The following is a 20,021-nucleotide window of genomic DNA, read 5'->3' as shown; positions in this document are numbered from 1 at the left end:
AATCCCCCCAACCTCCACGCCGACGCGCGTGCACGGTTCGCGTGCCCCGCCCTCGATGCGTGGTGGTGCCGGGTGCCGACGCGCTCTTGCCTCGTGAGAAGCCACTGGAGCCTCTTCGCCCGTCCTCGCGGTGGGACACCTCGCGGATGCTTGCACGGGGGCCAGAACGCTCCTCCGAGGGAGACGGCCCTGGCACGGAGACTGCTCAAGCAGGTGTCGACCTCAGGCGGTCGAGCCGGCGAGGCGGTCGCGCCGTGGTGGCGCGGTGTGGAGTGTGGAGGCGGAAGATGCTGATGGCGGGGAAGCGACTGGCGGTGTTCTCCATTCGCGAGGGCAAGGGCGGGAGCATCTGGGTGCGGGCGGGAAGCGCGTTCGTGAACAAGGACGGCTCGCTGAACGTGTTGCTGGATGTGCTGCCGCTGGACGGCAAGCTGCACGTGCGAGAGGCGGCGGAGAAGCGGGACACGCCGGGGGTGGGCGGACGGTACGCGCCCGAAGTGGGGCTGGACGCGGCGCCGGTGGGGGGCCACTCGTGAGAGCCGCGTGGGGACTGCTGGCGCTGGTGCTCCTGGTGGGGAAGCCCGGCGTGGCGGACGCGGCGCGGCTGCGCACCCAGTACTCGGGCGTGGTGAACCTCAACGAAGCGACGGCCGCGGAACTCGACTTGCTGCCGGGGGTCGGTGACTCGGCGGCGCAGCGCATCATCCAGCACCGGGGCAAGCGCCCCTTCCAGCGCGTGGAGGAGCTGGTGCGGGTGAAGGGCTTCGGGCGCAAGAAGTTCCTCAAGCTCAAGCCGCACCTGACGCTGAGCGGGCCCACCACCTTGAAGGTCGAGCAGGTGCCTCCGCCTCCCGAAGGAAAGGAGGTGGTCGCCACGAACAACTGACACGACGCATCCATTCACTGGGGAGTGGGGTCGCCGCCCGGGTCTACCTCGTGGCCCGGGCGGTGGCCCTGTCGAGGAAGGCGAGTCCCGGCTTCGCGCCGGGGGAGCGGCCAGGCGCGGTGCACGTGAGGTTTGTATCTGGAACCCGGCTGGTAGAGCATCCGCCGCCATGAACCGACGACTGCCCCGACTGCTCACCGCGCTGCCCGTCTCGGCCGCGCTGGTTGCTCCGCCCGTGCTCGCGTGTACCAGCATGCTGGTCAACAAGGGTGCCACGGCGGACGGCGCCACCCTGATGACCTACGCCGCGGACGCGCACGAGCTGTACGGCGAGCTGTACTACACGCCCGCGCGCCGCCACGCCGCGGGCGCCATGCGCGACATCATCGAGTGGGACACCGGCAAGCACCTGGGGCGCATCCCCGAGGCGCCGGTGACGTACTCCGTCGTCGGCAACATGAACGAGCACCAGCTGTCCATCGGCGAGTCCACCTTCTCCGGCCGCAAGGAGCTGGAGGGGCCGGCGGGCATCGTCGACTACGGCTCGCTCATCTACATCGCGCTGGAGCGCTCCAAGACGGCCCGCGAGGCCATCACGGTGATGACGAAGCTGGTGGCCGAGCACGGCTACGCGTCCACCGGTGAGTCCTTCTCCATCGCCGACCCGAAGGAGGCGTGGCTGCTGGAGCTGATTGGCAAGGGCGCCGGTCAGAAGGGCGCGGTGTGGGTGGCCCGTCGGCTGCCGGAGGGGCACATCACCGCGCACGCCAACCAGGCGCGCATCGAGCAGTTCCCGATGAACGACCCGGACAACGTGCTGTTCTCGCCGGACGTCGTCTCCTTCGCGCGCGAGAAGGGCTGGTTCAAGGGCGCGGACAAGGACTTCAGCTTCGCGCAGACGTACAACCCGCTCGACTTCGGCGGGCAGCGCTTCTCCGAGGCGCGGGTGTGGAGCATCTTCCGGCGCGCGGCGCCGTCGAAGAACTACGGTCCGGAGTACGCGGATGGCTCCGCGCCGGCCAAGCGGCTGCCCCTGTGGGTCAAGCCGGACAAGAAGCTGTCCGTGCAGGACGTGATGTCGCTGATGCGGGACCACTTCGACAACACGCCGCTCGACATGACGAAGGACGTGGGCGCGGGCCCCTACGCGGCGCCCTACCGCTGGCGGCCGATGACGTGGGAGGTGGACGGCAAGAAGTACGTCCACGAGCGCGCCATCTCCACGCAGCAGACGGGCTTCTCCTTCGTCGCGCAGATGCGCGCCTCCATGCCGGCGCCCATCGGCGGGGTGCTCTGGTTCGGCGTGGATGACACGTCCATGACGGTCTACACGCCGATGTACGCGGGCATCCGGCAGGTGCCGAGGAACTTCTCCCAGGGCGTGGCCAGCCGTGGGGCGTTCTCCTGGGACTCGTCCTTCTGGGTCTTCAACTGGGTGTCCAACCAGGCGTATGCGCGCTGGAGCGACATCTCCGTGGACGTGCACAAGGAGCAGGGCGCGCTGGAGGGGCAGTTCCTCGCGGACCAGGCCGACATCGAGAAGACGGCGCTGGAGCACTACAAGCGCAGCCCGGAAGAGGCGCGGCAGTACCTCACCACCTACTCGGTGCAGCAGGGCGAGAAGGTCCACGCGCGCTGGAAGAAGCTCGGGGAGACGCTGCTGGTGAAGTACATCGACGGCAACGTCCGCGACGAGCAGGGCAAGGTGAACCACCCCAAGTACCCGGACAGCTGGTACCGGCGCATCGCCCAGGAGCGCGGAAAGAGCGTGGAGATGCCTCCCGAGCCCGAGGAGCCCAAGCCCGTCGCGGCTCCGGCCCCCGCCCCCGCACAGAAGGCGCCGGCGCCCGCGTCGAAGCCCACGGTGGCGCCCGCCCCGTAGGCCCGCTGGCCCCTTTCCCGGATCCGGGTCCGGGAGGGGCGCCCAGGGTTGTTCCACCGAGCGGGGGCGCTCGGGCAGGGCGCCCCCGCCTCCCACCCCACGAGGTGGGCAGACGGGCGCCCCCTTCGAGGGCTTCCGGGCGTGGGCTTTGGAAGGCAGACCTGGCGGGCGCTGAATGCCTCACCCACGTCTTGCCGGTGACTGATACACAACGAAATCTACACGGCAGGGGGGACCGCGAAGAGATAGACCTCCTGCGACTCAAAAGACTTGGCAGAGACAGGGAGGCGGCAGGTGAGGGAAGATGAAGTCATGAAGGACACGGCCAGTGGGGAGCCTGAACCCCAGGAAGGTGAGCGGCCCAAGGGCCCGCCGCTCGGAGAAGTGCTCGAGTTCATGCGCCTGCTGTGGGCCGTGGACCACGGGCTTCAATCCACCTCGAAGCGAATGGAGTCGACGCTGGGCCTCACGGGTCCGCAGCGGCTCGTCATCCGCCTGGTGGGTCGCTTCCCGGGCATCACCGCCGGCACGCTCGCCCAGATTCTCCACGTCCACCCGAGCACCCTGACGGGCGTGCTCAAGCGGCTGGAGAAGCGCGGCCTGCTGGAGCGCAAGTCGGACCCGCTGGACGGACGCAAGGCGCTGTTCGCCCTCACGGAGACTGGACGCGGGCTGGACGTTCCCTCCGAGGGCACCGTCGAGTCGGCCGTGGCGCGCGTCCTCTCCCGGATGTCGCGCAACCGCATCCTCTGCACCCAGGACGTGCTCACCGCGCTCGCCCAGGAGCTGGGTGGCGTACCGCCTCCGGAAGAAGACCTCGCCGACCCGACCGCGAAGAAGTCGGACGCTCGCTGAACAGGCGTGTCACGGCCCGCCCTTTCGGCGGGCCTCCGCTCGGTCGCTTCAAACTCCACGAGCGTCGACCGGTGCCGCCTCCGCGCAGGCCCTCGACGCTCCCGGCCCCCTCCCCGCCTCTCCACGAACCCCTGGCCCATCAGGGCGGCGTTCAAAGTGGGCGACGCGCGCCATCCCCTGGCCCCCCACCGTCAGGGGGCGTTCAGCTCGGGCCGGCGACGCTCCCGCCCCCTCCCCGCCTCTCCACGAACCCCCGGGCCCGTCAGGGCGGCGTTCAACGTGGGCGACGCTCGCCATCCCCTGGCCCCCACCGTCAGGGGGGCATTCAGCTCGGGCCCTCGACGCTCCCGCCCCCCTCTCCCGCCTCGCCACGAACTCCCGGACCCGTCAGGGCGGACCCTCGACGTCATCCCCTCCCCTCGTCCCCCACTTGCGAGTCATGACGGGCACTTGGCGGACTCGGACGGGACGAACGGGGGCATTTGCCGCGTTGCCTCCCGGACCCTCCGCTGGTCGCGTGCTTCCGGCGGCGGACAGCCCCGCCCATCCTGGGTGAAATCCGTGGGCCCAAGCACCTCGCGGCCCGTCGGACGTTGCTAGAGAATCGGGAAATAGGCACCTCCGCCGGGAGTTGCCTCGCCACTGAGCGGACAGGACAGCGTGAACCTCGACACCCCGCAGAGCCCAGGCCCCGAGCTGCCGCCCCCGCCACCTCCGCCTCCGGCCTCGCCCACCCTGGTGGGCAGGCCCTCGCGGGGCCGTGGCGTGGAAGCCCTGCTCTCCGCCGTGCGCACCCGGCAGCGCCGGTACCTGTGGCTCCAGGGGCTCGCGCTGGGCTTCATGGCCGCCTGCCTCCTGTGGGTGGGGGGCGGCCTGCTGGGACTCGTGGCCCCTCGCCTGGGCGGGTCTCTGCTCGGCATGGCCGTGCCCGTGGGCGCCGCCGTGGCGTGTGTCTTCGGCCTGTGGCTCGCGCGGCGACGGGTGGGCGACGACCTGCTCACCGCCCGACTGGTGGGCCAGCGCCGGCCGGAGCTGTCGCTGGACGTGCTGGCCGCGGTGGAGCTGCGGCGCGAGCAGGGCGGACACGCCAACGGCTCGCCGGAGCTGGCGGAGGCCTTCCTCGCGCAGATGGACACGCGGGTGCGCACCGTGGACGTGCGCTCCATCGTCGACGGACGCCCCGTGCAGCGCAGCGCCCTGGCCGCGTGCGGCGTGCTGCTGGTGCTCGCGCTGGTGTTGGGGCTGTTCGGTGAGAAGTGGGCCGCGGGCCTGAAGCGCATCCTCGAGGTGGCGCGCGCTCCGGAGGCCCCGACGCAGGTCGAACCCATCACCGGCGACATCGAGCTGACGTACCGCTACCCCGCGTACACCGGCCTGTCCCAGCGCACCGTGCCCGGCACCGACGGCGCCGTGAGCGCCCCGGCTGGCACCGAGATTCTCATCAAGACGCGCTCGGACCGCCCCGTGGAGCGCGCGGAGCTGGTCATCAACACCGAGTCGGTGCCGCTCAAGGTCACTGGCAACCGCGACCTGGAAGGCACCTTCATCGCGAAGCAGACCGGCCACTACCACTTCGTCTTCTACGCCCGGCGCGAGAAGCCCCTGGCGGTGGGCCCCGACATCCCCCTCACCGTGGAGGCGGACAAGGCACCCCAGGTGACGTTGATGACGCCCGCCGCGGAGCTGGAGGTCGACCCCAACCAGAAGGTGACGCTCAAGTACGAGGCCACCGACGACTACGGCCTCTCCGGCCTGTCGCTCGTCTTCCGCACGCCCGGCGCGCAGAAGGACACGCGCGTGCCGCTGCGCCGCGAGGACGGCCGGCGCAGCCGCGACACGTACACCTGGGATTTGGGCTCGCTCAAGATGGACGCCGGCGACCGGATTACCTACTTCGTGGAGGCGCAGGACAACGACGCGGTGGACGGCCCCAAGAAGGGCGTCAGCCGCACGCAGGTGCTGCGCATCTACTCCGCCGCCGAGCACCACCGCGCCGCGCTGGAGAAGGCCGAGCAGCTGTGGGGCCGCATGGTGGACCACCTGGCGGACCGGCTGGAGGGCCCGGACCGCGACAAGCAGAAGGACGCCCAGGCCATCGCCACCGCCGCGTCCGTGGACACCAGTGGCCAGCAGCTCATCACCGACATGCGCACCCTGGCGCAGACGCTGTCGCGCGAGCGCGACGTGCCCACCGAGCTGGTCTCCGCGCTCGCCAACATCTCCGAGTCCCTGGGCAGCCACATCAACGGCACCGCGGACTTCCGCCGCCTCTACCTGCGCACCCAGCGCGCGCGGGGCGAGGACTGGGGCACCGGCAACCGCCTGTCCGGCGTGGTGACGGAGGAAATCGCGGAGCTGGAGAAGGACATCCTCTACCTGGAGGCGCTGCTGGACCGGCAGAAGCTGGAGGCGCTCCAGGAGATGGGCAAGCAGTTGGCCGGCGAGCGCCGAGAGCTGTCGCGCCTGATTGAGCAGTTCAAGGCCAACCCCGACGAGGCCGCGCGCCAGGCGGTGATGGAGCAGATTCAGCAGCTCAAGGCGCGCATCCAGGAGCTGATGCAGCGCATGGCGGAGATGCGCAAGGGCATCCGCGACGAGCACCTCAACGCCGAGGCCCTGTCCGAGATGATGAAGGACCAGGACATGCAGAGCGCCCTGGACGAGGTGGAGAAGCTGATGCGCGAGGGCAAGACGGACGAGGCGCTCGCGAAGCTTCAAGAGCTGGGCATGCAGATGGACGAGATGCTCAAGGGCCTGGACGAAGCCAACGAGGAGTTCGGCGGCGAGCAGTACCCGGAGCTCGCGGAGAAGTTCGGCAAGTTCATGGAGGACCTCAAGGGCACCGTGGACGAGCAGCAGCGCGTGGCCGAGCAGACGCGACAACTGCGAGACCAGGCCCGCGCGCAGAACAAGGAGCGGCTCTCCGAGCGCGGCGAGTCCATCAAGAACGACCTGATGCGCAAGGTGCAGCAGGCCCAGCAGAGCTACGACAAGCTCAACCCGGAGCACCTCAACAGCCGCGCCGCCCGGCCGCTGGAAGAGGCCCAGTCGGAGCTGCGCAACGTGGAGAGCGCGCTGAAGGTGAACGACTTCGACCTGGCCGCGGAGGCTGCCGCCCGGGCCGAGGACGCGGCCCGGCAGCTGGCCGGCATGGGTGAGCAGCAGAAGCAGCTCGACGAGATGTTCGGCAACCCGCCCGAGGTGCGGCAGCAGTCCTCGGAGCTGGCCCAGCGCCTGGACCGTGACGCGCGCAACGTGCAGGACGTGAACAAGCAGCTCCAGTCGCTCTTCCCTCCCCCCGGCTCGCAGCTCTCCCAGCAGGAGAAGCAGCAGCTCCAGCAGCTCTCCGAGCAGCAGCAGCAGTTGGAGCAGCGCGCGCAGAACCTGCGCCAGCAGATGGAGGAGATGGAGCAGACGGCGCCGCTGTTCGGCGAGGAGGCCGCGCAGCAGATGGAGGGCGTGGGCCAGCGCATGGGCGAGGCCGCGCAGCGGATGCAGGGCAAGGACCCGGGCCGGGGCTACGGCGAGCAGCAGGCCGCGCTGGAGGGCCTGCGCCAGTTCCAGCAGCAGATGCAGCAGGGCCAGAAGGGCCGCAAGGGCGGGCTGCCGCTTCCCGGTGGGATGAGCGGGCGCAAGCAGGGCAACTCCGGCAGGGACCCGAAGGACGAGGTGGAGCTGCCCGACGAGGACGCGTTCCAGGCCCCCAAGGAGTTCCGCAAGGACTTGCTGGACGCGATGAAGCAGGGCGCGCCGGAGAAGTACCGCGAGCAGGTGAAGCGCTACTACGAGGAGCTGGTGAAGTGAGAGACCGCCGGATGAATCGCTGGGTGGCCCTCGCGCTGGCCCTGGGACTGGGCGTGGCCACGCCCGCCGTCGCGCAGGACGCGTCCTCCCTCAAGGACGAGGTGAAGACGCGCCTGGGCCAGGTGGAGCAGGGCCTGGACGACTGGGACGTGCCCGGGGCGAAGCGCGAGCTGGCCGCGGTGGAGCAGCTGATTCCCTCCGACGTGGAGCCCTTGAAGTACTACCAGGGCCGCGTGGCCTTCGAGGAGGGCCGCTACGACGACGCGGTGGGGCTCCTGGAAGGTGCCAACATCGAGGACAAGCCGGGCAGCTACCTGCGGCTGGCCAAGGACACGCGCGACATCGTCAAGAGCCACGAGCGCGCGGAGAGCGAGCACTTCATCTTCTTCTACCCGAAGGGCAAGGAAGCGGTGCTGGTGCCCTACGCGCTGGAGACGCTGGAGGCCATCCACCGGGCCATGGCGGAGGACCTGGGCTGGACGCCGCCGGGCGGGAAGATTCGCGTCGAGGTGGTGAACAACGCGCGCGAGCTGTCCAAGGTGAGCACACTCACCGAGAAGCAGATTCGCACCACCGGCACCATCGCCATCTGCAAGTTCAACAAGCTGATGGTGACCAGTCCCAAGGCCGTGGCGCAGGGCTACGACTGGCAGGACACGCTGGCGCACGAGTACATCCACCTGGTCGTCAGTCAGATGAGCCGCAACACGGTGCCCATCTGGCTGCACGAGGGCCTGGCCAAGTTCCTGGAGTCGCGCTGGCGCGGCAAGGCGGGCCTGGCGATGACGCCGTCCACGCAGGCGCTCCTGGGCAAGCGCGTGAAGGCGGACACGCTCATCCCGTTCGAGAAGATGCACCCGTCCATCGCGCTGTTGCCCACCGCGGAGGACGCGGCCACCGCGTTCGCGGAGGTGTTCTACGCCATCGACTACGTGCACCAGTCCAAGGGCGCGGCCGGGCTGCGCGCCGTCGTCCACGAGCTGAAGGCCGGGCAGACGGACAAGAAGGCGGTGGAGGCGGCCATGGGCATGCCCTTCGCCCTCTTCGAGAAGACGTGGCTTTCGCACATCAAGAAGCAGCCCTTCCCCTCGGAGCTGGTGCCGCGCGACGACCGCGTGGTGCTGAAGGAGGACGCGAAGAACAAGTCGAAGGAGGACGGCGAGAAGAAGGGCCGTGAAATCTCCTTCGGCGACTTCAACGAGGTGGCGGAGGTGCCGGCGCGCAAGTTCGCGCACCTGGGTGAACTCTTGCGCGAGCGCAACCGCGTGAAGGCCGCCGCCGAGGAGTACGCCAAGGCGCACAAGCTGGTGGGCGACAAGTACGAGTCCGTCTCCAACAAGTACGCGCTGGCGCTCCTGGAGTTGAAGCGGCTGGATGAAGCGGAGTCCGTGCTGCGCGGCAGCCTGCGCGTACACCCGGGCTCTCCCGCCACCAACGTGCACCTGGGCCGCATCCTCCTGCACCGCAAGGACTACCCGAAGTCGAAGACGGCCTATCTGGAGGCGCTCGCCTCGGACCCGTTCGACCCCGAAATCCACGTGGCGCTGACGCGCATCCACGGCGCGCTGGGCGAGACGGCGCTGGCGACCCGCGCGAAGGCGGCGACGGTGGTGCTCACCGGCCTGGAGCCCGCCGAGGTCGACCAGTTGGCGCAGCAGTTCCTGCGCGAAGAGGGCGTGCTGTCGGAGACCAACGTCCCCGCCACCGGAGGCGCCCCGAGCAAGCCCGCCGCGCCCGCCACGGGACCGACGGACGCGGGGCGCTGAGGCGCGACACGGAAAGCAGGGCGCGCGCCCGTCCTCACCGTGGAGCCTGGAGCGAGCGAGCCGACAGGCAGGGGCCTGCCCGCCACTGAAGGCCCGCCCTCGCAGTGTCCAGGTTCAGCCGGGGAGGCGTCGTCATGGACATCCGGCCGCTGGTCTCGCTGTCCGCCCGGTTGATGGAAGCCGCGGGCGTCGGCGCCATGGTCCTGGGCGCGTTGATCGCCCTCTTCGCGATGATGTTCCGGCACCGGGGGCTCCCGCCCGCCGAGGCCTATCGCCTCTTCCGGCTGAACCTGGGCCGCGCCATCCTGCTCGGCCTCGAGTTCCTGGTCGCCGCCGACATCCTGCGCACCGTGAGCAACGAGCCCACCTTGCGCGATGTCCTGGTGCTGGGCCTCATCGTCCTGGTGCGGACGTTCCTCAGCTTCACCCTGACGGTGGAGCTCGAGGGCCGCTGGCCCTGGCAGCCCGAGCGCGAACACGCGCGTCCCACCGCCTCCCCTCCCCGCCCACCACCGCCTCCTCCGCGTCCCGTCAAGGTCGTCCGACCTCAGCCCCCACGGCAGGCCGCTCGACACTGAGCAAGAAGGGCTATTTCCCGAAGATGACTGGGTGCGCTAGGACACCGCCCCATGTCCATCCGAAACCTCGCAGTGACGACCCTCCTGGCGCTCAGCGCGGTGCTCACCGGCTGCTCCAGCAACGCCGACACCATCTGTGACCATCGCAAGGAGTGCTTCGACTCCAAACTCGACACGGGAAAGTGCGCGGACACCATCAACGACTGGGTGGATGACCGCGACTCCGACGACCGGAAGGACGCCGTGGCGGAGTGTGCCGACTGCGCCGCCGACAAGAGCTGCTCCGAGTACCTGGAGCGCTGCATCGACGACTGCTTCGTCGTTCCCTAAAGAAGAGGCCACCGGGGCCCGCTCGCCTGACGCGGGCCCCGGGGTGTCACGCGCCTAGTTGCGCGTCCACTGGTCCAGCCAGGCCAGCACCTCGTCGTGCCACTGGATGCTGTTGGCGGGACGCAGGACCCAGTGGTTCTCCTCCGGGAAGTAGAGCAGCTTGGAGGGGATGCCCTTGCGCTGGAGCGCGGTGAAGGTGCCCAGGCCCTGAGTCTCCACGACGCGGAAGTCCTGACCGCCGTGCACCACCATCATCGGCGTCTTCCACTTCGCCACGTGGTTGATGGGGCTGTGCTTGCCGTAGCCCTCCGGGTTCTCCCACGGCGTGCCCTTGTGCTCCCACTCCGGGAACCACAGCTCCTCGGTGTCGAAGTAGCCCATGCGCTCGTCGAGGATGCCGTCGTGGTTGACCAGGCACTTGAAGCCGTCCGGCCAGTTGCCGGCAATCCAGTTGATCATGTACCCGCCGTAGCTGGCACCGAGCGCGCACTTCTTCTCCTTGGAGATGAAGGGGTAGCGCTGCAGCGCGGCGGCCAGGCCCTTCTGCAAATCCTCCAGCGGCTTGCCGCCCCAGTCGTCACGGATGGAGTCGGTGAACGCCTGCCCGTAGCCGGTGGAGCCATGGAAGTCGACCATGACCGCCACGTAGCCCCGGCCCGCGTAGACCTGGGGGTTCCACCGGTAATGGAAGTGATTGCCGAAGGAGCCCTGCGGGCCGCCGTGGATGAGGAAGGCCAGCGGGTACTGGCGCTTCGGGTCGAAGTCCACCGGCTTCACGACGTAGGCGCGCACCGTCTCGTTGTTCCAGCCGGGGAACTCGAACTGCTCGAAGCCGCCGAAGCGGATGCGCGCGAGCGCGTCCTGGTTCACCTGGGTGATTTGCTTGGAGGTGCCGTCCGCGTTGAGGACGTGCAGGTCCGCGGGCGAGTCCAGGTCGTCATGCACGTAGACCAGGCTGCCGTTGGCCGCGGGCTGGGGTGAGTCGTCGGTGCCGTCCTTGGTGAGCTGGCGCACCTGGTTGCTTGCCACGTCCAGCGCGAACAGGGGCACCAGGCCGATGTGGCCCGCGGACGCGTACAGCGTCTTGCTGTCCGGGCTCCACGCGAGCGAGCCGGCGGAGCGGTCCCAGTCCTCGGCGAGCACGCGCTCCTGGCCACCCGGCCACGTGCGCAGGATGACGCGGTAGCGGTCCGCCTCGAAGCCCGGGCGGGCCATGGCGAGGTACGCGAGCGTCTTGCCGTCGGGGCTGAAGACGGGGCTGGTGTCGGTGGCGCGGTTCTTCTCGGTGAGCTTGCGCGGCTTCGCCTTGCCGTCGACCGGGGACACGAAGAGGTCCAAATCCGTGGACCAGGACTCGGTGCGACCCACGTCGCGCGCGGTGAAGACCACGCTCTTGCTGTCGGGAGTGAAGGTGTACTCCTCCGGGCCGCCGAAGGGCTTGGTGGGGCCGTCCGCGTCCATGCCCTTCATCACGTCCACGGGCGTGCCGCCGGCGACGGGGACGACGAACACGTGCGAGCGCTTTCCGTCCTTCCACGTGTCCCAGTGACGGGCGAAGAGCTTGTCGTAGGTGCGGCCAGTGGACTTGCGCTTGGAGCGCTCCGTCTCGCGCTGGGTGTTGCACTCCAGCCCGGAGGTGCAGTCGGGGAACACGTCCAGGGACACGGCGAGCCGCGTGCCGTCGGGGGACAGGCGGAAGCTGCCCACGTCCAGGGGGAGCTTCGTCACGGCGAGGGGCTCGCCGCCGTCCACGGGCAGGCGCCACACCTGCGAAGAGCCGCCGCGCGAGGAGAGGAAGAAGAGGCTCTTGCCGTCCGGGGCCCAGGTGGGGTCCGAGTCCGAGTCGGGATGCGAGGTGAGCTGGCGCGAGCCGCTCCCGTCGATGTTGACGAGCCACAAGTCATTGCGGCCCCGGTTGGCTTCCAGGTCGGTGGAGCGCAGGACGTAGGCGACCTGTTTGCCGTCCGGGGAGACGCGCGGGTTGCTCAGCCGGCGCATCGAAATCATGTCGTGGTGGGTGAACGGCTGGGGCCGGGCGGGCGCCGGAGAGGCGGCGATGGCCAGGGCCGCGACAAGCGACAGCGACAAGGTGTCCTCCTGGGGTGGACCCAGGCGCTGGCCTCCAGGCGAGCGCTCGGGTTGGGGGCATACGGGGGTGGACCGTGCCCGCTCCTCTGGACGCTGTCCACCCTGGGGCCTCGGAACATGCGAGCGGCCCGTGTATGCCCGGGTTAATGAGAGGGCCATGAGCGAACCCGTCACCGTCCGCGTCTGGTCCGATTTCGTCTGTCCCTGGTGTTACGTCGGCCTGCAGGAAGTCAAAAAGCTGAGCCAGGAGTACGACCTCCAGGTGGACTGGCGTCCGTTCTTCCTGCGCCCGGAGACGCCGCCCGAGGGGCTGCCCCTTCCCGCCCACATCCGCGAGAAGATGAAGGACCCCAACAACCCGCTGAAGCTGCGCGCGGCGCAGGCGGGGTTGAAGATGGTGGACCGGGACGTCATTCCGTCCACGAAGCGGGCGCACCAGGCCACCGAGTACGCGCGAACCCAGGGCAAACTGGAGCCGTACCATGCGGCCCTGCTGCGTCGGTACTGGAGTGAGGGACAGGACCTCTGGCAGTGGGAGACGCTGCGCGGCGCGGCGGAGGAAGTGGGCCTGGAGCCGGACGCGCTCCAGCAGGCCGTGGAGGGCGGGCACTTCGAGAAGGTGGTGGACGACGCGGTGCGCGAGGCGCGGGAGATGGGCGTCAGCGCGGTGCCCACGTTCGTGCTCGGAGACCGCTTCGGCATCCAGGGCGCGCAGGACTACGCCGTGTTCCGTCAGGCGATGGAGCGGCTGGGCGCGAAGCCGCGCTCGGCGACCTGAGCGCGCGGAGACTCAGAGTCCCTGGAGGAGCACGAGCATCCGGGGCAGCGAGTCCGGCCCCGCGCCGCCCGAGAGTCCCTGGGCGAGCGTGTGCAACTCGGAAGACTGTTCGAGGTGCTTCGCGCTCAACTGGAAGCACTCCACCGCCGCCGCGTCGAGCTGGGCGCGGACCTCTGGCGTGGCCGCGAGGTCGTCGCGCTCGCACAGCGCCACCACCGTCGGGTGGCCGAGCAGCACCCAGCGCAACACCGCCGCCCGCAGCGCCAGCTTGAAGACATAGTCGAGCACCGACGGCGCATCGGTGAACGGATGGCGCAGCCAGTGGTTCACCGCGTGATGCCGGAAGTACTGCTCCACGCGCGCGCCCAGCACGGGCTCCAGTCGAGCCCTGCGCGCCGCATAACGGGCCCAGACGTCATCCGGCGCCGCCTGCGGCCCTCCATAGGACGCCAGCACCGCGCGAGCCCAGCCACTGAATCGCTCGCTGCCCACGGCCCCCACGCGCGACCTCAGCACCATGCCGCAGATGCCCGCCCACGGTCCTCCAGGCAGCGACACCTGGGAGACCGCCGCATGCAACACGGCCAGCGTCTCCGCGTCCTCGAACGTCGCGAGCGTCTGGGTCAACAGCGCCTCCGCACCCTCCTCCCGGAACACCTCGGTGCCCCGGAAGTAGAAGGGCCCCAGCCGCCGCGCCAGCTCTCCCAGCATGAACAGCCGCGAGGCGAACGGATGCTCACGCCGCTCCAGGATGCGCAGCGCCACGGCGCGCACCCGCTCCGAGTGCACCGACCACGCGTCCTCGTCCCCCAGCACCCGGGCAATCTCCGGCCGCGCCGCGAGCGAGGCGTCCACGGGCACCTGCTCCAGCGCATCCTCCGCGAGCAGACACAGCCGCACCACCTCGGGACAGCCGAACGAGCCCGTCACCTCCAGCCGCCCTGCCCTGCGAGTCGCCACGCGCGGAAACATCGCGCACGCATCCGGCAGCGCGACCTCGCCATACTTCCGGTGCAGCGCGCACAGCTTGCGCTCATCGAGGAACGAGCAGTTCCCGTCCTCGCGCTTGGTGATGTACGCGGCCTCCGCGCCCGAGCCGCTGCCCGGGTCCGGCAGCACGAGCGCTTCGACCCGGGCCGCATCGGCCCCACCGGCCACCACGTCGCGAAGGATGCGCCAACGCGCATCACTCACCGGCACGACGAGCCCCGCGCAGCAGGTGTCCTCGCACGCGTCCGCGAGGCACTGGAAGCGCGTCAGGTACCGGGGCGCTGAGACGGACGACATGGAGCTCCCGAGGTCAGGCGTCGTCCGAGCCACTGTGGAGCGTGGCGGTGTTCCCCTTCGGATTCGGGCTGGGGGCGAAGGCTTGCCGGTCCAGCTCGGCGAACAGACGCACCACGCACGCATCGCAGATGGTGGCGCCGCCGGTGCCCTGTCGCAGCGGGCCCGCCTGATGCTCGGGGGCGCCGCAGAAGGAGCAGCGCCGACGGGAGGGAGTGTGCTGGCTCAAGACGTACGGTCCTTTCGTCCCTCGGCGTGCCCGCTACTTGCGGCCCAGCGCTTTCTTCACGAAGCCCCAGAAGCCACCGGCGCGCTCCTTCAGGTCCGCGCCACGGCGCTCCTCGGCGGCCTTCACCGATTCCTTGCTCACCTGGAGCTGCTTCTGGAGCTCCTCGGGTGAGTAACGCGTGGCCAGCGTGGCCTTCACTTCCTTGCGCGTGGAGTACTCGCGAGCCTCGACATGCAGCACGCACTCCGAATCGAGCTTGATGGTGACGGCGACTCGCACCGAGCCCTTCGGCCCCCGAGGCAGGCCCTCGATGCGCACCGTGCCCAGGTACTCGTTGGCGGAGATGTGGTTGTCCTCGCCCTGGAAGATGGACAGCTCCAGGAACTCCTCGTTGTCCTTCGTCGTGTTGAGGGCGAAGGAGCGCTGCGCGGGCAGCGGGCTGTTGCGCTCGATGACGCGCTTGAAGACGCCACCGGGCATCGCCACGCCGACCGTCATGGGCAACACGTCGATGAGCACCACGCTGCTCACCTTGTCCACCGAGCCCGAGTAGAGCGCCGCGCCCAGGGCGACGGCCTCGTCCGCGTTGACGCTCGCCTGAGGGCCCTTGCCGAACAGGCCCTTGAGCTTTTCGCGCACCAGGGGCATGCGGCTCATACCGCCCACGAGGATGATGTCGTCCACCTCGCTGGCCTTCAGCTTCGCGTCCAGCAGCACGTCGCGCACCACGTCCACGGTGCGGCTGAGCAGCGGGTCGCAAATCTTCTCCAGCTCCTGCCGCGTCATCACGACGCGCAAGTCACGAGGGCGGCCCGCATCGTCCATCATCAACATGGGGATGTGGACCTCGAAGCTGGCGCGCTCGGAGAGGGCCATCTTCGCGCGCTCGGCGGCGTCGCTGACGCGCGACAGGGCGATGCCGTCGCCGTTGAAGGCCATGCCCTCCTTCTCCTGGAAGCGCTGGAGGAGGAAGTCGACGATGAGGTTGTCGAAGTCGATGCCGCCCAGGAAGATGTCGCCGCCGGTGCCGAGCACCTCGAAGACGTTCTTCTCGATTTTGAGGATGGTGGCGTCGAAGGTACCGCCGCCCAAATCGTAGACGAGGACCTTCTTGTTCAGCTCGCGGTTGAGGCCATACGCGAGCGCCGCGGAGGTGGGCTCGTTGAGGATGCGCTCCACCTTGAGGCCCGCGAGGATGCCAGACTTGCGCACCGCTTCACGCTGCGGCTCGGAGTAGTACGCGGGCACCGTCACCACCGCGCGCTCCACCTTCTGGTTGAGGTGGGCCTCCGCCATCTCCTTGCACTCGCGGAGGATGATGGCCTGCACCTCCTCCAGCGAGAGCACGCTGTCCGCCAGTCGCACGGCGGCGCGGCCGGCGGCATCGGGGACGATTTCGTAGTGGAAGCGCTCGCGGACCTGGTTCACCACGGCGCTGTCGTAGGGACGACCCACCAGTCGCTTCGCGCCGTAGATGGTGTGCTGCGGGCGCAACACGAGCTGGTTCTTCGCGCGGTGGCTGACGAGCAGCTTGTTCTGCGCGTTGAGCGAGATGACCGACGGAATCGTGTTGTAGCCCTCGCGCGAGCGAAGGACCATCGGGCGCCCGTTGGACAAGAGCGCCACGCACGAGTTGGTGGTGCCCAGGTCGATGCCGATGACGGGCCCCGTGCCCACGATTTGCGGAGGCGGCGGGAGGAAGACCGTCTTCGGCAGGCCCCGCTCATCCAGCGCGGGCGCGGCGAGCGGAGTCGCGGGCTTCGCTGACGCCGGCGAGAGCAGCGTGGGAGTCCCCACCGGCTCGGGAGCCCGAGGGGCCTCGCGGCGCACGTTGGGCAGCGACGCGGCCGCCACGGGCGACGGAGGCGGCGGCTGAAACGCGGGCGGCGGCGGTGGAGGCTGGAACGCGGCGGGCGGAGGCGGCGGACGGGCCGCGGCGGGAGGCGGCGCGGGCATCCGAGGCGCCGCGACTCCGGGAGAGGGACTCGTGCCCATCCCCGACAGGTCCAGGTCGAACTCGCGGCCGCCACCAGCGGGGCGAGTGGCGGACGGAGGCGGAGGAGGCGAGGTCCGCGTCGGAGGCGGCGCCGCCGGAGGGAGTTCCTCCACGGCATCGCTGAAATCCAGCTCGAACTCGAGGCTCCCACCGCTCGGCTTGGACGCCGGAGGAGGCGGCGGCGCGGCCGGGCGCGGAGGCGCTGCGCGAGGGGACTCCTCCACGGCCTCACTGAAGTCCAGGTCGAACTCGAAGGCTCCACCGCTCGGCCTGGCGGCCACGGCGGGCGGCGGGGCGGCGGGGCGCGCGGGAGGGGACTCCTCCACGGCCTCGCTGAAATCCAGCTCGAACTCGAAGCTCCCACCGCTCGGCTTGGAAGCCGGCGGCGGCGCGGCGGGACGCGCGGGAGGCGGGGCCGGGCGCGAGGGCGGTGTGGGAGGGGACTCCTCCATCGCCTCGCTGAGGTCCAGGTCGAACTCGAGCGGCCCGCTGGCCCGCGAGGGCGCGGCGCGGGGAGCGGGAGGAGGCGGCGCGAGGGCCGCCTCGGACATATCCAGGTCGAACTCCAGCGGTCCGCTGGCGCGCGACGGCGAGGAAGAAGCCGACTCCTCTTCCACGGTGATGCCGACCTCGATGGGCGCCTCGTCGAGGCTTACCGGCTCATCGAGCACCTCCCCGAAAGCCAGAGGTGCGTCACCCGGTCCCGCCTCTATCTCGAATTCGAACCCGGGCAGCGGCTCGTCATCCGGAAGCGAGACGGGCGGCGGCGTGCTCGCGATGAGCTCCTCGAGCGGAATGTCCACGTCGTTCTCCGCGGAGGCGGGCGGAGAGAAGTCGAAGGGTTCATCCAGCGTGGGGGTGGGCGGGGCCTCGATGTCGTCGAAGAGCGAATCGAGCGCCACGCCTTCCGTCGCGCGAGGCGCGGGCTTCGCGGCGGGCGGCGAGACGGGACGGACCTGCACGGGCGCGACAGCCGGCGCCAGGGGCGCGATGGCGGGAGCCAGCGGGGCGACGGAGGGCGCGATGGCGGGCAGCGGCGAGACGACGGCGGCGGGGGCCTCCGGCCTGCGCTGCAGGAGCATCATGTCGACGAGGGCGCGGCTGGCCGGGTCCAGTTCGTGGAACTGGAGGCCCATGCCGGGAGGGCCCGAGGGGTCTCCCACTTCGCGGATCCACCGGACATCGGCGGTGCCGTGCAGCACGCGCACGCCGCCGGCGATCTGCACCTCGAATTTGACGGGTGTCCCCACGGGCTGGGGGGTGCGCGAACGGATGAACATCCCGCCCGGGCTCAGGTTGGTGGCGAACTCCTCCGCGAAGCTCCCCACGCTTTCATGCTTGAGCTTCACCAACAGACCGACTGCCTTCCGGTCCGTGGTGCGCCTGCCTTGATCCATAACGCACCACCATCGCGGTACGCAGCGCCCGGCTCAAGAGGGTTTTGGGCCCTTGGTCGGTCGACCGGCCAATGGACGGCGACAGGTGGGCCTGCGGCCTACCTGCACCTTCCTGTATCTTGTGGAGTCCCCGAGGAGCCTCATGAGCACTCTGCCTCTCACCGCCTCCGAGGCGCCACGCGCGGGCTGGCTCGTCGACCGCCGGCACGACCTGATTTCCACGGTGGGCGGTGCCTGCGCGAGCCTCGCTCTTTTCGGGCTTCACGTCTGGGGTGGCGTGAGCAGCCTGGCGTTGTGGTGGGCGTGGGTGCTGGTGCTGGACGGGCCGCACCTGTTCGCGACGGTGTCGCGCACGTACCTGGACGCGAGGGAGTGGAAGACGCGGCGCGGGTTGCTCTTGGGGAGCCTGGGGTGGTTCGCGCTGGGGCCCCTGTGCTTCGCGGTGTCGACGGTGGTGGGCAGCAAGCTGCCTTTCCTGTTGTTCCTCACGTTCGCCGCGCTGTGGGCGTACTGGCACGTGGTGCGACAGCACTACGGGCTGATGTCGCTGTACCAGCGCAAGGGGGGCGAGACGTCGCTCGTGGACCGGCGGCTCGACAGCGTGACGTTGTACGTGGGGTTGCTGGCGCCCTTCGTCGCGTTCGCGGTGACGCATCCGGGAGCGCGCAAGCAGTTGGGGCTGACGGGGACGCCCACCTGGGAGCCGGTGGTCGCGGCGGCGTGCTTCTCGCTGGTGCTCGCGGTGGGGGTGCTGAGCGCGGGGCGGCAGGTGTGGCGGTGGAGGACAGGTCAGCGGGTGAACGGGCCCAAGCTGTTGATGATGGGAGCGGCGGTGGGGCTGTCGGCGGTGGTGTTCTGGCCGTCGGTGTCGGCGCGGATGGACTTCATCATGTTCGCCGTGGCGGTGACGGCGTTCCACAACGTGCAGTACCACGGCGTCGTCTGGTTCTATCACCGCAATCGCTATCACTCACCGGGCGCGGATGCGGCGTCTTTCGGTTGGGCACCGAAGGTGAGTCAGCGCTTCCTCATCTACGCGGTGTGCGGCGTGGTCTTCACGTTGGTGTACCGGGGCGTGGGGTGTGGCTTTGGCGCGCATCCGGGCTGTGGCGGGTTCGACGCGAAGCTCGCGCTGGGAGCGGGCCTGACGCTGAAAGACTTCATGGCCGGCGTCATCTGGGGCTTCGCGCTGCACCACTACTACCTGGACCAGAAAATCTGGCGCGTGAGTCGCGACGCGGGGCTGCACAAGGACTTGAAGCTGGGCAGCGCGCCGCTCAGCAGCGGGCCTGGACCCACAGTCGCTTGAGCAGGCGCACCACCGTCTTTCGAGACACGCCGAGCACCTCGGCGACCTCGCCTTGCGTGTGTCCCTCGACGAAGTGCAGGCGGGCGGCGGTGAGGACCTGGGCAGGCGTGGAACGGACCATCCAACGCAAATCCCTGGCTGCCTCGACGCGCTGAAGGCTCTCGCCCCCATCATCGGAGCGGGCCTCACTTCCCAGTCGGGCGTGCCAGACCAGACGGCGCGCTCGCGCCCGGTACCGGTCCAGGGCCTTGTGCGTCACCATCTGGGACAGCAGCGTGAAGACCGACGCCTCTCCCCGATGCAGCTCCGGGCTGGCCAGCATGGCCAGGAAGACGTCCTGGAGCACGTCTTCGGATTCGTCCACGCCTCCGAGCAACGCCCGCGCCCGCTGACGCAAGGCCCGCCCATGTCGAAGATAGAGCTCACTCAACTCCAGACATGGGGGATATGCCCCCGCTGGGATTCGCCGCCGCGCTGGCGGAAAGGACATGGCTGACCACCCGGGTCGTCGGCGCACGGTTCGGAAACATGAAGCGTCACGACCGCATCGCGACCGGAGTCCACCTTCCACCAGCCAGTCGACGAAGACCTCTCTTCATAATCCAGACTGCAAGACATTGGCAAGACAGCCAGTCCCATGGATGACGGGCCCGTTGTCCCAGGAAATCCATCTCGGGCGACAAAGTCTCCGCCTCCCGCTCCCTCCGGCTCGCAACCATATCCGGGGTATCTCAGACACCCCGAAGGACCTGTCTGACTCAGGCCGTATCCGGCGGGACTCCCCAGCAAAAACATCCATGACCCGAGGGAGGCCGGGTCTGGGTTGGCCCTCAGGAGCC

15 protein-coding genes are annotated in these 20,021 nt (G+C 69.7%); 10 read left to right on the top strand and 5 right to left on the bottom strand.

The features are described 5' to 3' along the window. Nucleotides 1–287: 287 nt before the first annotated feature. The 8 genes from HUA75_RS15540 to HUA75_RS15505 all read left to right on the top strand — a co-directional run bounded on the left by HUA75_RS15540 (nucleotide 288) and on the right by HUA75_RS15505 (nucleotide 10,101). Nucleotides 288–536 (top strand): hypothetical protein, encoded by a 249-nt coding sequence (locus HUA75_RS15540; protein ID WP_163863983.1) that lies wholly within the window; start codon nucleotides 288–290, stop codon nucleotides 534–536. After that, entirely contained in the window at nucleotides 533–886 is a 354-nt protein-coding gene (locus HUA75_RS15535) for a helix-hairpin-helix domain-containing protein (RefSeq protein ID WP_141649416.1), read from the top strand. The genes HUA75_RS15540 and HUA75_RS15535 overlap by 4 nt, the downstream gene beginning before the upstream one ends. Before the next feature lie 169 nt (nucleotides 887–1,055). Further along, nucleotides 1,056–2,768 (top strand): dipeptidase, encoded by a 1,713-nt coding sequence (locus HUA75_RS15530; RefSeq protein ID WP_174486830.1) that lies wholly within the window; start codon nucleotides 1,056–1,058, stop codon nucleotides 2,766–2,768. Between the two features lie 312 nt (nucleotides 2,769–3,080). Continuing rightward, nucleotides 3,081–3,623 (top strand): MarR family winged helix-turn-helix transcriptional regulator, encoded by a 543-nt coding sequence (locus HUA75_RS15525; RefSeq protein ID WP_141649414.1) that lies wholly within the window; start codon nucleotides 3,081–3,083, stop codon nucleotides 3,621–3,623. Nucleotides 3,624–4,283: 660 nt separating this feature from the next. After that, a complete protein-coding gene (locus HUA75_RS15520; protein WP_174486829.1) occupies nucleotides 4,284–7,427 on the top strand; it encodes a DUF4175 family protein in 3,144 nt (1,047 codons plus the stop codon). Between the two features lie 11 nt (nucleotides 7,428–7,438). Beyond that, nucleotides 7,439–9,193 carry a peptidase MA family metallohydrolase gene (locus tag HUA75_RS15515; RefSeq protein ID WP_141649291.1) on the top strand — a complete coding sequence of 585 codons (1,755 nt, stop codon included), beginning with the start codon at nucleotides 7,439–7,441 and terminating at the stop codon, nucleotides 9,191–9,193. 134 nt (nucleotides 9,194–9,327) lie between these two features. Next, complete coding sequence (locus HUA75_RS15510; protein ID WP_174486828.1) at nucleotides 9,328–9,771, top strand: DUF1622 domain-containing protein; 444 nt, start codon at nucleotides 9,328–9,330, stop codon at nucleotides 9,769–9,771. A gap of 51 nt (nucleotides 9,772–9,822) precedes the next feature. Continuing rightward, nucleotides 9,823–10,101, top strand: coding sequence for a hypothetical protein (locus tag HUA75_RS15505; protein WP_141649158.1), 279 nt, complete (start codon nucleotides 9,823–9,825; stop codon nucleotides 10,099–10,101). Between the two features lie 54 nt (nucleotides 10,102–10,155). On the opposite strand, the gene HUA75_RS15500 is transcribed toward HUA75_RS15505, so the two are convergent. After that, on the bottom strand, nucleotides 10,156–12,189 hold the full coding sequence (locus tag HUA75_RS15500) for a S9 family peptidase (protein WP_174486827.1): 2,034 nt from the start codon (nucleotides 12,187–12,189) through the stop codon (nucleotides 10,156–10,158). Between the two features lie 157 nt (nucleotides 12,190–12,346). Between HUA75_RS15500 and HUA75_RS15495 the strand changes: the two genes are divergently transcribed. After that, nucleotides 12,347–12,967 (top strand): DsbA family protein, encoded by a 621-nt coding sequence (locus tag HUA75_RS15495; RefSeq protein ID WP_141649156.1) that lies wholly within the window; start codon nucleotides 12,347–12,349, stop codon nucleotides 12,965–12,967. A 12-nt stretch (nucleotides 12,968–12,979) separates the two neighbouring features. Here the strand turns inward: HUA75_RS15495 and fliB are convergent, their stop codons facing one another. The 3 genes from fliB to HUA75_RS15480 are packed head-to-tail and all read right to left on the bottom strand — an operon-like array spanning nucleotide 12,980 to nucleotide 17,873. Beyond that, entirely contained in the window at nucleotides 12,980–14,254 is a 1,275-nt protein-coding gene (gene fliB, locus HUA75_RS15490; protein WP_174486826.1) for a flagellin lysine-N-methylase, read from the bottom strand. 13 nt (nucleotides 14,255–14,267) lie between these two features. Next, nucleotides 14,268–14,480, bottom strand: a complete 213-nt coding sequence (locus HUA75_RS15485; RefSeq protein WP_174454219.1) for a ClpX C4-type zinc finger protein — start codon at nucleotides 14,478–14,480, stop codon at nucleotides 14,268–14,270. Nucleotides 14,481–14,513: 33 nt separating this feature from the next. Continuing rightward, nucleotides 14,514–17,873 carry a TIGR02266 family protein gene (locus tag HUA75_RS15480; protein ID WP_174486825.1) on the bottom strand — a complete coding sequence of 1,120 codons (3,360 nt, stop codon included), beginning with the start codon at nucleotides 17,871–17,873 and terminating at the stop codon, nucleotides 14,514–14,516. Between the two features lie 142 nt (nucleotides 17,874–18,015). Between HUA75_RS15480 and HUA75_RS15475 the strand changes: the two genes are divergently transcribed. Continuing rightward, complete coding sequence (locus tag HUA75_RS15475; protein WP_174486824.1) at nucleotides 18,016–19,182, top strand: hypothetical protein; 1,167 nt, start codon at nucleotides 18,016–18,018, stop codon at nucleotides 19,180–19,182. Here the strand turns inward: HUA75_RS15475 and HUA75_RS15470 are convergent. Then, nucleotides 19,151–19,672: an RNA polymerase sigma factor gene (locus HUA75_RS15470; protein WP_174454216.1), complete on the bottom strand. Its 522-nt coding sequence runs from the start codon at nucleotides 19,670–19,672 to the stop codon at nucleotides 19,151–19,153. The two genes, HUA75_RS15475 and HUA75_RS15470, sit on opposite strands and share 32 nt — an antisense overlap. Nucleotides 19,673–20,021 lie beyond the last annotated feature (349 nt).

Source organism: Myxococcus sp. CA040A, assembly GCF_013336725.1.
Lineage (GTDB): Bacteria > Myxococcota > Myxococcia > Myxococcales > Myxococcaceae > Myxococcus > Myxococcus llanfairpwllgwyngyllgogerychwyrndrobwllllantysiliogogogochensis.
This window is presented reverse-complemented; position numbering and strand designations above follow the sequence as displayed.